13 protein-coding genes are annotated in these 13,726 nt (G+C 64.1%); 6 read left to right on the top strand and 7 right to left on the bottom strand.

Annotation, left to right across the window (positions count from 1 at the left end):
- Window positions 1-40 precede the first annotated feature (40 nt).
- Window positions 41-1,708, top strand: a complete 1,668-nt coding sequence (locus tag IPK20_10745; GenBank protein MBK8017132.1) for an aminotransferase class III-fold pyridoxal phosphate-dependent enzyme — start codon at window positions 41-43, stop codon at window positions 1,706-1,708.
- 112 nt (window positions 1,709-1,820) lie between these two features.
- Here IPK20_10745 and IPK20_10740 read toward each other — a convergent pair whose 3' ends face one another.
- Window positions 1,821-2,429 carry a hypothetical protein gene (locus IPK20_10740; GenBank protein MBK8017131.1) on the bottom strand — a complete coding sequence of 203 codons (609 nt, stop codon included), beginning with the start codon at window positions 2,427-2,429 and terminating at the stop codon, window positions 1,821-1,823.
- Window positions 2,430-2,688: 259 nt separating this feature from the next.
- Here IPK20_10740 and IPK20_10735 point away from each other — a divergent pair, with 259 nt between their 5' ends.
- Window positions 2,689-3,933 (top strand): glycosyltransferase family 1 protein, encoded by a 1,245-nt coding sequence (locus IPK20_10735; protein ID MBK8017130.1) that lies wholly within the window; start codon window positions 2,689-2,691, stop codon window positions 3,931-3,933.
- Window positions 3,934-4,036: 103 nt separating this feature from the next.
- Here IPK20_10735 and IPK20_10730 read toward each other — a convergent pair whose 3' ends face one another.
- Window positions 4,037-4,753: a PEP-CTERM sorting domain-containing protein gene (locus tag IPK20_10730; protein ID MBK8017129.1), complete on the bottom strand. Its 717-nt coding sequence runs from the start codon at window positions 4,751-4,753 to the stop codon at window positions 4,037-4,039.
- 193 nt (window positions 4,754-4,946) lie between these two features.
- The gene (locus IPK20_10725; protein MBK8017128.1) at window positions 4,947-6,611 is read right to left on the bottom strand and encodes an NAD+ synthase; all 1,665 of its coding nucleotides are present in this window, start codon (window positions 6,609-6,611) and stop codon (window positions 4,947-4,949) included.
- A gap of 25 nt (window positions 6,612-6,636) precedes the next feature.
- Here IPK20_10725 and IPK20_10720 point away from each other — a divergent pair, with 25 nt between their 5' ends.
- The 3 genes from IPK20_10720 to IPK20_10710 all read left to right on the top strand — a co-directional run bounded on the left by IPK20_10720 (window position 6,637) and on the right by IPK20_10710 (window position 9,209).
- Window positions 6,637-7,767, top strand: coding sequence for an N-acetyltransferase (locus IPK20_10720; GenBank protein ID MBK8017127.1), 1,131 nt, complete (start codon window positions 6,637-6,639; stop codon window positions 7,765-7,767).
- Between the two features lie 179 nt (window positions 7,768-7,946).
- Window positions 7,947-8,657, top strand: a complete 711-nt coding sequence (sfsA, locus tag IPK20_10715; protein ID MBK8017126.1) for a DNA/RNA nuclease SfsA — start codon at window positions 7,947-7,949, stop codon at window positions 8,655-8,657.
- A 105-nt stretch (window positions 8,658-8,762) separates the two neighbouring features.
- Window positions 8,763-9,209 (top strand): hypothetical protein, encoded by a 447-nt coding sequence (locus IPK20_10710; protein ID MBK8017125.1) that lies wholly within the window; start codon window positions 8,763-8,765, stop codon window positions 9,207-9,209.
- A gap of 78 nt (window positions 9,210-9,287) precedes the next feature.
- On the opposite strand, the gene IPK20_10705 is transcribed toward IPK20_10710, so the two are convergent.
- The 4 genes from IPK20_10705 to IPK20_10690 form a co-directional block, all read right to left on the bottom strand.
- Window positions 9,288-9,629 carry a hypothetical protein gene (locus IPK20_10705; GenBank protein ID MBK8017124.1) on the bottom strand — a complete coding sequence of 114 codons (342 nt, stop codon included), beginning with the start codon at window positions 9,627-9,629 and terminating at the stop codon, window positions 9,288-9,290.
- 132 nt (window positions 9,630-9,761) lie between these two features.
- A complete protein-coding gene (locus tag IPK20_10700; protein MBK8017123.1) occupies window positions 9,762-10,676 on the bottom strand; it encodes an SdiA-regulated domain-containing protein in 915 nt (304 codons plus the stop codon).
- A 19-nt stretch (window positions 10,677-10,695) separates the two neighbouring features.
- Window positions 10,696-11,388: a lamin tail domain-containing protein gene (locus IPK20_10695; protein MBK8017122.1), complete on the bottom strand. Its 693-nt coding sequence runs from the start codon at window positions 11,386-11,388 to the stop codon at window positions 10,696-10,698.
- Window positions 11,389-11,575: 187 nt separating this feature from the next.
- Window positions 11,576-12,784, bottom strand: a complete 1,209-nt coding sequence (locus IPK20_10690) for a glycerophosphodiester phosphodiesterase (GenBank protein ID MBK8017121.1) — start codon at window positions 12,782-12,784, stop codon at window positions 11,576-11,578.
- Between the two features lie 402 nt (window positions 12,785-13,186).
- Here IPK20_10690 and IPK20_10685 point away from each other — a divergent pair, with 402 nt between their 5' ends.
- Window positions 13,187-13,711, top strand: coding sequence for a PEP-CTERM sorting domain-containing protein (locus IPK20_10685; GenBank protein ID MBK8017120.1), 525 nt, complete (start codon window positions 13,187-13,189; stop codon window positions 13,709-13,711).
- Window positions 13,712-13,726 lie beyond the last annotated feature (15 nt).

Genomic DNA, 13,726 nt, shown 5'->3' with positions numbered 1-13,726 from the left:
GGTCACAGTCCCGTAAAGTGCGCCCGGTAAATGCTGGCGCATGGATGAAGAAATCGCTCTGATTGCGCTGGGCGCCGGCACGCTTGCCGCCGCATTTCCCAAACTTCGCCGCCGCCTCCAGCTGTCCCGGGCCAAGCACCGCTCGCTCGGGGGGCACGCGCGCATGTCGAGATTCGTCGCCAGGCTCGTGCCCTTCTACGAGTACGGCGAATCGCGCTTCTACGACGCCGATGGAGCGCCCCCGGAGATCGCCGCCAGAAGGCGGGAGGCATTCGAACGGCTCGCAGAGATCTACAGAACGCGGTTCGCGCGGACCGCCGCCAGGACGGCAGAAGTGCGAGACGCGATCTCCGACTTGCAGTTCACCAGCACGTACCGCGTGCCGTTCCAGTTCAGCCGGCACGTGAAAGCCCACCTCTCTGCGGGGGCCTTCGTGGAGTCCTCGGCGGGCGTCCGGGTGAAGGATCTCGACGGCAACGAGTTCTACGACCTCACCGGCTCCTATGGCGTCAACGTGTTCGGCCACGACTTCTACAAGGCCTGCATGGCGGAAGGATGCGCGAATGCCTCCGGCCTCGGTCCGGTCCTGGGTGCCTACCATCCCAGCGTCGCCTTCAACGTGAGGCGGCTGCAGGAGGTGTCGGGCCTCGATGAAGTTTCCTTCCACATGTCGGGCACCGAGGCGGTCATGCAGGCCGTGCGCCTCGCGCGCTATCACACCGGCCGTTCCCATCTCGTCCGCTTCTGCGGCGCCTACCACGGATGGTGGGGCGATGTGCAACCCGGAGTGGGCAATCCGGTGCCGGCACGGGAGACCTACACGCTGGAAGACATGAGCGATCGCGCCCTCCGGGTCCTGCGTACCCGGAAGGACATCGCCTGTGTGCTGGTGAATCCGCTGCAGGCGCTGCACCCCAACTCCGGCGCTCCGAGCGACGGTGCTCTCGTGGATGGCGGACGCAACGCGCACTTCGATCGCGAGGCCTACGCGCAGTGGCTGCGCCGTCTGCGGGACGTCTGCTCCGAACGCGGCATCGTGCTGATCTTCGACGAGGTGTTCGTGGGATTCCGGCTCGCCCGCGGCGGTGCGCAGGAGTACTTCGGCGTCAGGGCGGACATGGTGACGTACGGCAAGACGGTCGCGGGCGGCTTTCCCGTGGGAGTCCTGTGCGGAAAGCGGGAAGTCATGAAGCGCTTCCGCGACGATCGTCCGGGAGACATCTGCTTCGCCCGCGGGACATTCAACTCTCATCCGTATGTGATGGCTTCGATGCAGTCGTTCTTCGAGCGCTTGGACGGCCCCGGCATCTCCGGCATCTACGACGGTCTGGACGAGCGCTGGAACGGACGCGCCGAATCCCTCAACCATCAACTCGAGCAAAGCGGTCTGCCTGTGCGGGTGGCGAATCTCTCCACCATCTGGACCGTGCTGTACACCCGCGCCAGCCGCTACAACTGGATGCTTCAGTTCTACCTTCGTGCCGAGGGTCTTGCGTTGAGCTGGGTGGGTACGGGCCGCCTGATCTTCAGTCTCGACTACACGGACGAGGACTTCGCGGAGGTGGCCCGGCGGTTCGTCCGCGCGGCGGCTGCCATGGAGAAGGACGGCTGGTGGTGGACATCACCCGAGGCCACGAACCGCTCGATTCGCCGCGGCGTCCTGCGCGAGATCATCTCTCGCCGGCTCTCCCGCCAGGAGAAGGTCTGATCTGACCAGACCTTCTCCGGTCTGTTATCCGACACGAGGAACCGACTCGTCTCCCCCTTGCTGGTGCGCCCCGTCCAGGGGGCGCACCGTTCCCATGCGAACCCTGGCGAACTCAGCCGTGGTGCACGTGCGTCATGGGGTCGAGCAGTTCGCCGCGCAGCAGGTACAGAGGCGACTTGTGGTAGAGCTTCACATCGTGGAAGGGATCGGTGAGGATCTTGAGCATCCACGCCAGAGCCGTGCCGGCATCACGAATGAACAGCAGGTGCAGTGTGCGGAACATCAGGCCGCCGACGCCAAGAGCCAGCCAGAGCAAGCCCACGTCGTGGACGTATTCCACCTTCGTCTGACTCGGTTCCATCAGACCGAACAGGGTCGGGTCGACGTAGAGCAGCAGCGGACAGGCAAGCCATACGGCGATCAGGATCGTCTTGCGACGCATGTTGAAGCCGACCTTGATCTTCTCCTTGTATTCGTCCGTGGCATCGTTGACGTGATCGTAGCCGCGGGGCTCGAATACGTAGTGCCCCGTCTGGCGTGTGCCCATCCCGACGAGCCACCCGATCAGCGCCGAGATGGCCGGGTCGATGAACAGCATCACGTACGCCGTGAGGAAGCTGAGGGCGCTCACGAAATGGAGCGACTGATTGATCCGGCTCTGGTGGTAGTAGCGGTGGTCGTCCCAGCGCAGGACTTTCAATTGGCTCATCAGGTCTTTCATCGAGACTCCGAAGGGTGGTTTGCAGAGGCATGTCGACGGTAATGCCGTATTGCGACAGATCGTCGATGCTTTCGTGACGAAGCAAAGACATGGATCCGGAACCTGATGAAGGTTCGAGATGACGCGACGGTTCCCATGCCTGCCTCGATCCCAGCGCATTTATCGGCAGCCGTGGCCGTTCCTGTGGGTCTTCCGTAGCGTCGCAGAATCGTCATGCGGCGGTCATTGAAGCGTCGCGTCCGTCTGTCAGCGTATGCGCATGCGCTCGGAATCGGTCCCCCTGCTGGTCGAACAGCTCCCGGTGATGCGGCGGTCGTTGCGGATCGCCGTGGTCACCGAGACCTATCCACCGGAGATCAATGGCGTGTCGATGAGCGCGGCGCGTTTCATCGATGGCTTGCGCCGGCGCAACCATCAGATCCAGCTCATCAGACCCCGACAGGACCGATCGGACAAGCCAGGCTCCGATCCCCAGTTCTCGGAAACGTTGACGCGCGGGCTTCCCATTCCTCGCTACCCTTCCCTGCGTGTGGGCTTCCCGGCAAAGCGCACACTCACGCAGTTGTGGTCGGTGAATCGGCCGGACATCGTTCACATCGTGACGGAGGGGCCGCTCGGCTGGTCCGCTCTGCAGGCGGTCACCAAGCTCAAGCTGCCTGTGGTCTCCGATTTCCGGACGAATTTCCATGCCTACAGCGCCCACTACGGAGTGGGGTGGCTGAAGAAGCCGATTCTCGGCTATCTCCGGAAATTCCATAACCGCACGCGGTTCACGCTCGTGCCGACGGAGACGATGCGCGTCGAACTCGCGGCGCAGGGGTTCCGGAACCTGGAGGTGATCTCGAGAGGCGTGGATACGCGGCTGTTCGACCCGAACCGCCGTAGCGAATCGCTGCGCCGATCGTGGGGAGCCGGTCCAGGCGACACGGTCGTTCTGTACGTCGGTCGGCTTGCGCCGGAAAAGAATCTCACGACACTCGCTCTCGCTTTCGAGGCGATGCGCGCCCGGAACGCCAAGGTCCGCCTGATCTTCGTGGGAGACGGTCCCGCCCGGGCCGAGATGGAATCGCGAATTCCGGACGCTGTCTTCGCCGGCACTCGAACGGGCGAGGATCTCGCCGCTCACTATGCCTCGTCGGATGTCTTTCTCTTTCCCAGCCTCACCGAGACGTACGGAAATGTCACCGTCGAGGCGATGGCGAGCGGGCTGGCGGTGGTCGCATTCGACTATGCCGCTGCCCGGGAACACATCCGCGACGGCGTCAACGGAATGCTTGCGCGAAACAGGAGCGAGGACTTCGTGCGGCTGGCAGCCGACCTCGCCTCTGACTTTGTACGCGCCAGAGACATGGGACGCCAGGCCAGGACAACCGCTCAGTCATTGGATTGGGAAGGGGTGGTGCAACGGCTGGAGGGCATCCTGCTGACCGCTGCAGGCATCGTCACGCCGGGAGCGACGGAGCTTCGCCTCTCTGCCGACCTCTCTCTCGGCGACACCCCCTAGCCGCTCCAGCGAGAGAAACAAAGTCCCTGGGATGGATCAGAATGATCCGAGTCCCCGGCCATGCTAGAAGCGAAGGCGCGCCGAAGCGCGCCTTCGCTTCCACTCAGCGCTTGCGCCGCAAGGCAGCCAGCCCGGCCAGACCGGCACCAAGAAGTACGAGTGTCTCGGGTTCGGGCACGGGCGCGGCCTCGATGAAGAGCGTCGGTCCCGCGTACGTGTTGTTGTTGTAACCCGCGTAGGTCGCGGCCACGCTGGCATCCACGTCGACGAGCGCGAGAGTCACCATGTTGTCGCCGAGCAGGTCCGCCGCCAGCGCGTTGCCTCCCGAGGTATTGATACCGGCCCTGTCGAAGAGCTGATAGCTGTTCGTGTCACCTGTCGCGGTTTCCTGGAACGCATAACCCAGGATCTTCTGTGCGTCGGGGAAGTCTCCTGCGAAGGGATGCAGGAGGGCCGTCGAGCCGCCCGCGAGAGTGACGCTGTCGTCATCGGTGAAGTACACGTCCACCAACCCGTCGTTCGTGAAGCCCGCATTCGACTGCGTCAGCTGGAGCGCAACGCTGTCGACGACCCAGCCACCCACACCGTAGACCGCGTCGAAACCCGCCTTGATGGCCGTCACGTCGAACCGGGCAACGCCGTAGGAAGCGAAATTGCCGTTGGCCGAGCCTTCGATGTTGAAGAAGTTGATGCCGTTGCTTCCGCTCCGGACCTGCGCCGGCTGAACGGTCGCGTTTTCTATGGCTTCCACCTCCGACGCGGCTTGAGCCGTGCCCGACACCAGCGCCGCCACGGCGGCCAGGATGAGGACATTCTTCATGATTGTCTCCTTAAGACGAGCGTCCCGACCTTTGGACACTGTCCTCGAGGAAAGCGTTGGCGGGATCGAGGTGGCGAAGTGCCACCTATCGGAAGCCTGCCGAAGAGTCGTGTAGGCGTGATGACAGGGAGTCGCTCACGCCGTGGTTCCGGCTACCTACGGAGCGAAGCTTCGGCCCCGCGCCGTACCGACGTTAGAACTTGTCGCGATAGCGGTTGGTGATGGGATAGCGCCAGTCCTTGCCGAAGCCGCGCGGGGTGATCCGCACGCCGATGGGCGCCTGCCTGCGCTTGTATTCGCTCACCGTGAGCAGCCGGACGACGCGCTCGACATCGGCACGGGCAAATCCGTGTCCGATGATGGCCACGGGCGGCAGATCCCGTTCCACGTACATCTCCATGATCGCGTCGAGCACCTCGTAGGGAGGAAGGCTGTCCTGGTCCACCTGGTTGGGCTTCAACTCCGCCGAAGGCGGCCGGGTGATGATCCGCTCCGGAATCACGGGCGAAAGCCGGTTACGGTAGTTCGACAGCCGGTACACCAGGGTCTTGCTGATGTCCTTCAGCACCGCGAACCCCCCGGCCATGTCGCCGTAGAGGGTGGCATATCCGGTGGCCATCTCGCTCTTGTTGCCCGTCGTGAGCACGATGGATCCGAACTTGTTGGATAGCGCCATGAGCAGCGTGCCGCGAATGCGCGACTGGAGATTCTCTTCGGTGGTGTCAGGCTTGCGTCCCGCGAACTCCTCGGAAAGGGTCGACGAGAATGCGTCGAGAGCCGGACCGATGGGCAGGATCGAGTACCGGACACCGAGATTGCCGGCCAGTGCCGCGGCATCGTCCAGGCTCATCTGCGAGGTGTACTCGGACGGCATCATCACGGCCCGGACCTTGTCGGCTCCGAGCGCATCCACCGCGATGCAGAGCGTGATGGCGGAATCGATGCCGCCGGACAGGCCCAGGAGTGTGCCGGGAAACCCGTTCTTGCCGATGTAGTCCTTCACTCCCAGGCACAGGGCGCGGTAGACCAGTGCCTCCAGCGGTTGCTCGGGTTCGATGAAGCCGGGTGCGATGCCCCCCGGCATCATCTCGGCGACCACGAGTGATTCCTCGAACGCAGGTAGCTGATGGGTGACCTTGCCTTGTCCGTCCACGACGAACGATGCACCATCGAATACGAGTTCGTCCTGACCGCCGACGAGATTGCAGAAGACGATCGGCACGCCGGTTTCCCGTGCCCTCGCACCGACCACCTCGTAGCGGGTGGCGAGCTTGTTGACGTGGTAGGGCGAGGCATTGAGGACCAGCAGGATCTGAGCGCCGGCCATGCGGGCGGCGCGGGGCGCCTCCGCGTCCCACTGCTTCAGCGGCAGGCTGTCGGCGGAAGCCCGGGCGGTGGGCGCTCCGGAGTGCCCCCACACGTCCTCGCAGATGTTGATGCCCACCCGCACTCCGGCGATGTCCACGACGCAGGGGGCATTTCCCGGCTCGAAGTAGCGCTCCTCGTCGAACACGGTGTAGTTGGGAAGGTCGTGCTTGTAGTACGTGGCGATCACCTTCCCGGCCGCAAGCACGGACGCCGCGTTGTGGAGTTTGCCCCGTCTTCCCTCGGGATGCCCGACGATCACCGTGATGCCGTGGACCCGTCCGGCGAGTTCCTGCACCTGGTTCTCGCAAGCATGGACGAAGTCGTCGCGAAGCAGGAGATCCTCGGGAGGATAGCCGCAGATGGAAAGCTCGGGGGTGACGAGCACATCCGCCCCGAGGGCCCGCGCCCGGTCCGCCGCATCCGCAATGCGTGCCGCATTGCCGGCGAGGTCACCGAGCGTGCAATTGATTTGTGCAATGGCGATCTTCATGGGCGCTAATATACCTGCTGATCCCATGGCAGATGCTCCGTCTCTAGAAGTCACCGACTCCCTCGCGGACGTTCCCGTCGCCGAATGGAACGCCCTGTCGCGCGGCCATCCGCTTCTGTCGCACGCCTTTCTCCATGCCTTGCATGAGAGTGGGTGCGCCACCGAGGAAACCGGGTGGGCTCCCCGGTTCATTCTGCTGCGGCGGGATGGCCGGCTTCGCGGTGCACTGCCTCTCTACGCCAAGAGCCACTCCTATGGCGAATACGTCTTCGACTGGGCCTGGGCGGAGGCATGGCATCGGGCCGGCGCCGAGTACTACCCCAAGTTGCTGAATGCCGTGCCGTTCACTCCCGTGTCAGGGCCGCGCCTGCTTGCAGAGTCCAGGGAGGATCGCGCACTGCTGATCCGCGCCGCCCTGCAGTTCGCCTCGGAGTCCGGCGTCTCCACCTTCCACTGTCTGTTCCCGGCGGAAACCGAGGCCGAAGAACTGCGCGGGGCCGGCCTCATGCTCCGCAGGACGGTGCAGTTCCACTGGGAGAACTCCGGCTTCGGCACCTTCGACGACTTCCTCGCCACCATGAACCACGAAAAGCGCAAGAAGGTGAAGCAGGAACGGAGAAGGATCCGCGACGAAGGCATCGTGTTCGAACGCCGCACCGGCAGCGAGATCGCGGAGAGCGACTGGGCCTTCTTCTTCCGCTGCTACGAGGACACCTACCGGCGACATCATTCAACGCCTTATCTCAATCTCGATTTCTTCCTGCGAATCGCGGAGTCGATGCCGGAACATCTCATGATCGCGATCGGGACACGAGACGGCAGGCCGGTCTGCGCGGCGTTCGACATCTTCGACGGCAACGCGCTGTATGGCCGTTACTGGGGCACGACCGGCTACGTGCCTGGTCTGCACTTCGAAGCCTGCTACTACCAGGCAATCGAGTTCTGCATCGAGCGCGGCATCGGGCGGTTCGAAGGCGGCGCTCAGGGCGAACACAAGCTGGCGCGGGGTCTGATGCCCGTCACGACGTACTCGGCCCACTGGGTGGAGGATTCCCGTTTCGACCGGGCCGTGCGGCAGTTCGTCGAACGCGAGTCCCGCGGTGTCGCCGCATACGTGAACGAACTGGAGGAACACGGGCCGTTCAAGTCGCCATAGACCTTTGACCCCAGACCTAGACCCGGGACCCTGGACCCCAGGCCCTGGATCCCGGACCCATGCACGCCGGCGCGGTCTGTATTCCGGAGCGTGGAATCCACCTGCCACCGAACGCCGCCTGTCCTCTCCCGCGAGCCGGATCGACCCACGACGATCTCCGATCATGATCCTCCCCTCCCCTGGTCCCAGGCATCCTTCTGCGCCGGTACAAGCGCTTTCTCGCGGACGTCCAGCTGGAATCCGGACAGACCGTCACGGCCCACTGCCCCAACACGGGTTCCATGCTGGGGGTCGCCGAGCCCGGGTGCCGTGTGTGGCTCACGCATCAGCCGTCCGAGTCGCGCAAGTACGCTCACGGCTGGGAACTCACCGAACTGGCAAGCGGTGTCCTCGTTGGCATCAACACCCATCGGAGCAACGCGCTCGTGCGCGAGGCGATCGAACATCGGCACCTGCCCTCTCTTGGCGGCTACACGTCGATCGTTCCCGAATGCCGCTACGGCAGCGAGAACAGCCGCGTCGACTTTCTTCTGCAGGCCAACGGTCTTCCGGACTGCTACGTGGAGGTGAAGAACGTCACCGCCGCCGTGAACGGCGGCGTGGCCGTGTTCCCGGACGCGGTGAGCGTCCGCGCCACCAAGCATCTGCGCGAACTGGCCGACATGGTCCGGCAGGGACATCGGGCCGCGCTGGTGTATTGCGTCCAGCGGCAGGATGTGGAGGAAGTCCGGCCCGCCGATGCCATCGATCCGGCCTACGCGGCCGGTGTACGGGAAGCCATGGCGGCGGGAGTCGAATTTCTGGCCCTGGCCGCGACGGTGACCACCGATTCGATCGTGCTGCACCGCGAGATTCAGTTCCTGACAACCCCGGCCGTAAAGCCTGAGTAAGGAAAGGCAGGGCCATGCACGGTCGCGTCGCTCGACCGGTCCCTCCCTCCCCGTTGCACCGTCACGACCGACGGTGCGTTCCCATTCCACCGTCAGGAGAATGCGTTGTCAGTATTGTGGTCGAGGGGGGCCGCCGTCGTGGCGGTACTGGCTGTCAGTGGCTGCACGACCGGCCCGCGGCAGCACGCAGACAACAAGGTCGAGGGCACGGTCGTCGGGGTTTTCAAGGAGTCGTACTCCGGCATTCTCGTGTCGAGAAAGATCGACAGGCGTCCGGGAGAATGGCCGTTGTGGGTGGAAGTTGCCCCCGTCGCAGAGTCGCGATCGGGTAACGAGTTGATCCAGGCGCGCGTATCCGATCCCGATATCGAGGTGGGGGATCGAGTCGTTCTATCGCAGCCGCCCGGCGGCACGTCGCCGGTATCACTCTGGGACCTGGTTTCCCTGCCCGGAGCCGTCAGCGCCTATGCGCGAAACGTGGTCGCGGTAGTTCCGGAACAAAGGGCGGTCCGAACATCGGATCGCCGCATCAGAGTGGCCACCGAACCGTGACGGCGAGAGGACTCCGCGGGGTTGTTTCTGGGGGATGAAAGACCGATCGACCGGTCTCGAGGCAGTCGATCGAGACCGTCAGATCGACAGGCCCTTCTCGCGGAGCAGCGCGGCTACCGGCCGGCCCGCAATGCCCGCATCGGCGTCGAGACTCCTGGCATCGAAGTAGAAGCGCACGATCGTCTCATCCACCGCATTGTCCTGGCACCACTGACGCGCCTGGGCGTGAGTGAGAGGGGTGACGGACGACCGGGTCCGCTCGTCGCTGCTCACGACCAGGAACCACCAATCGTCCACGGTCCGATAGAGCGCCACGTCGAAACTGAGGTCGTCCTCGTCCCACGATGTGGCGGAAGCAACGAACTCGGCTTCGGTCGTGTCGTAGGTATAACCGCGAATCGTTTGTCTGACGTTGTTCATGGCAAGAGTTCCTCGACTTCGCACGCTGCGCTGGTGATCTGCACTCTGACGGTTGCGTGTGACAGCCATGCGATTCCGCCGCCCCGGGCCGGGCCGAAGCCGGCCCCGGGAGGAACCCGACAACGGACGGACTCAGCGGCTGCGCCGGCGCGCGAAGCCGGCAACCCCGAGCAACCCGGCCCCGAGAAGGACCATGGTCGAGGGCTCCGGAACCGGTGCGGAGAGGACGTACAGCGTGGGGACTTCTGCGGAGTTCGGGACAAGCGTGGTTTCGGCGACGACGTAGATCACGCCATCGTCGTCGATGGTGATGCCCTCCGCGTTTTCGGACAACGCCGAGAAGTCGAACGTGGAAAGCTTTTCACCGGACCGGCTCACTTCCATCAGCACCGCCGACTCCTGGCTGAAGATCAGAAGATTCGACGCATCCGGATGTCCGGCCAGCATCGGCACCGAGGATAGAACCGCCACATCGGACAGATCCAGGGCGCCCAGTGCCGGCGCGAACAGCGACGTCACACCGGCAGTCCCGGCATCGAAATCCATGGCGACCTCGTATACGGCCTGAGGCGTCTTTTCCTTGACTGCATAGAACTTGCCGTTGTTCCGGTCGAACGAAACGCCCTCGATGCCGATGTTGCCGATGGTCGGTCCGAGGGACACGGACGGAAGGCCACCGCGAGCGACACTGCCGTTCGCGGTGTAGGACAGCACGTAGGCATCCTGCAGCCGCTCCTCGGTGACGACGAACTTGCCGCCGCCGATGTAGGCCAGTCCTTCGGTGTCGTCGAAACCGGTCAGCGACATCACGCCGAGCTTCTGGCCCTCCTTGTCGACCTCCACGAGGGCATCGCCTTCGTCCCCAAGCACGAACAACGTGCCCGTGTCCCAGTTGTACGTGACGGCCGATGCCTCGGACGCCTCGGACGCCAGGGCATGGCTGCCGACGAGCTGGTACTTGGACAGATCCAGTCCCGCAGCGAGCGCGGGGGATGCAGCAGGAAGCGCGGCAGCGATGGCCGCGCCCAACAGGAGTTTCTTGAACATGTTCGGTGATCTCCCGTTCTCAGGAACGCGACGCGCGCTTGCGGGCACCGAACGCGATCAGCGCCAGTCCGGCACCCAGCAACGCGTAGGTGGAGGGTTCCGGGACAGCCGCGGCAAAAGCGGTGTAGCCCGGGCTGCCGATATCACCGCCCACGGAACTGAACGAGTTCTCCGTGTCGCCCACGACGGACAGCTTCCACTGCAAGGCGTCGTTGGCGCCGAGGGCACCTTCCGTCTTGGCCTGACCGCTGACCCCGACGGTGCGAATGGAGCCTGGCACGTAGGTGCTGTCACCGTAACGCAGACGGTCGACGAGATTGTCATCCGCATCGAAGATGTTCAGTTCGTCGTTGCGGCCGATGTTGTTGGTAATCCCACCCTTGACCTTCACGGACGCAGCAAGATTCCATTCCGTGCGGAAGGCGTCCGGATCGGCTTCGGTAAGAATCACCGACTCGCCGGGATTGACGATGCCCAGGACCGACAGGTCTTCCGCTCCGGGCACACGGCCCTCGTCGTCGTAACTCCAGCCCGTGAAGTCGATGGCCGCGGGGCCGAAGTTGGTGAGTTCGACATACTCTCCGATGCTCGCAGCCGGGTTGTACATCCATTCCGTGATCTTGATTCCGGTGGGTGCTGTGTGAGCGGCGGTGGCGAAGGCGGCGAAGCCGGCGCAAAGGGCAAGGCGCCCGATGATGGCAGACAGTCTCATGGTCTCGTTCCTGTGGGGTTTGATGGGACATCGGCGCCCCGGGGACGAAGTCCCCCGGAGCGACGTGCTCCCACAGGCTAATCGCGCCTCATGACGATCAGGAGACAAGACAAGGCCCGCCGATGATCCCATCGGATCACCGGATCGGGCCTTCGGACAACGCCGCGCTACTGCACGGCCATCGGTATCAGTTCCTGCCGCCGCGTCTCCTCCGGACGGCCGCGATCAGGCCGAGCCCACCCAGCATGAGCGCGTAAGTCTCCGGCTCCGGAATCGCGGCCACTGCGGTGTCGGGAAAGTCGCTGAAGACGCCATCGATACCCATCGCGTAGAACGCCTTGTACTCGTCCGTGGGGGTCTCGAATCCGAGCTGATAGCCGATGTTGTCGTCCCGGAATGTCCAGGTGTGCACCAGAAGGCCGCGCTCGTGAGCGTCCTCGATGACACCGGTGGAACCGATCACCAGCCGGTCGCGCGCGTCGAGCACGCCATTGCCGTCACGGTCCACGCCATCGTCCACGGTCTTGAGGAGATAGGGCTTCCAGGGACCGACGCCGTCGGCGTAAGTCGCGATGAAGTCCAGACCTTCCTCGGTCAGCAGATCGGCAAACGTCCGGGAATCTCCCGCGACGACAAAGTCGTAGGGTTGCGCATAGGGCGCGATGAGTTCCATGGTGCCGTCGGCCTTCACGTCCCACGCGTCCATGAGCTGCACCAGCTTCACGTCCGTCATCGTGTTGAGTTGCTGCAGATTGCTCACCTCGAACGACTGGATGAATACGGGCGCGGCACTTGTAGACCAGCCGGCGTTGTTGAGCGTCTGTACGAGTGGCTCCTCGAGGGACAACCCGATGCTGTCGTGGAAGGAGGGATGCTTGGTCTCGGGGTAGATCCCGATCGTGCGGCCCGTGGCAATGGATCTTGCCTTGGCGAGATCGATCACTTCCTGCAAGGTCGGGATCTCATACAGCCCGTCGTAAGTGGTGCTGCGGCCGCGAGTCTGAATGGCCCGCAGTGTCTTGATCTCGGCCAGCGTGAAGTCCGAAGCAAACCAGCCCGACTCCGAAACGCCGTCCACGATCTTGGTCGTGTAGCGGTCGGCGAATTCCGGATGGAGCGACACGTTGGTCGTGTTGGTGATGTTCGGCTCGTGCCGCACGATCAGCACTCCGTCCTTGGTGGACACGAGATCCGGCTCGATGTAGTTCGCGCCCAGTTCGATTGCCAATGAGTATGACGCGAGCGTGTGCTCGGGGCGATAACCGCTGGCGCCGCGATGCCCGATCACGATGGGGTCGGAACCGTCCAGCGTCGGAAACGCTGCTTCGGCTTGCGCAGTCTGCGTCAGCGCGGCGATCGCGCCGAGCACGCATGCATGGGTCTTCCAGAGTCTCATCCTCGATCTCCCTTCGGTTCTGTTGGTGTGGCGCCGCCAATCGGCGTGGCTACGGTAGCGCGCGTACTTGACGATTCCCGGACAGGGTCGCGGCACCAGCATGGCCCGTTCGACTCATGCAAATGGAATTTCCAGGAACGACGCGGTCGCCCCGATGTGGATCCGGTCCTCATTCGTGGATCGCGTTCCGGACGGAAAGGGAAGCGATGCCGGGCAGGAGCACGGAGGGAGACCACCAGCCTGCATTCGTGTGACATTCCACGATCGCTTCGGCTCATGCTGTCTTGCCGATCGACATCACACATGACATCGGGCCTCTCTAGCATTGCGATGCCGCGTCCTGGACCGGAAGGGCTCTTGCCTGCCGGACGGGTGCGCGAACGCACAACTGGAGAGAGACCCATGAGACTGCCCTTCCGCATCGCGGCCGCAGGCGCATTCGCGCTCGTGGCGGCAAACGCCCTCGCGGCGACCCCCGACTTCGACAACTGGTACCTGTTCGACGCCTATCAGGACATGGCCGACTCCTCCTGGGTCGACGAGAACCTCGAAGTGCTGAGCTTCGACATCGTGCTGAACGCCCCGGCCCTGCTCAAGGTGACCGATGCAGGCCTTGCCGGCGATCGTTTCGAAGTATTCGCCAATGGCATCTCGCTGGGCGCGACATCGCTCCCGGGCGATGCGGGCGACGACAGCAAGGATCTCGACTTCGATGCCGCCTACGCCGACCCCCGCTGGAGCCACCACGTGTACGCACTGGATGCCGGGTCCTATTCCATCACCGGCAAGGCCATCGCCTTCGTGCCCGACGCCGGCGCGGCAACCGGCGCCATCATGCTGACCGCCGTGCCGGAACCGCAGACCTGGGCGCTGCTGGGCGCAGGGCTCGCCATGACCGGCCTCGCGCTGCGTCGCCGTTCCGCCTGACTCCGGAGAAAACGC

Source organism: Betaproteobacteria bacterium (genome assembly GCA_016713305.1).
In the GTDB taxonomy this organism is placed as follows: domain Bacteria; phylum Pseudomonadota; class Gammaproteobacteria; order Burkholderiales.
The sequence above is the reverse complement of the archived record's forward strand: the minus strand, read 5'-3'. Positions and strand labels throughout refer to the sequence as shown.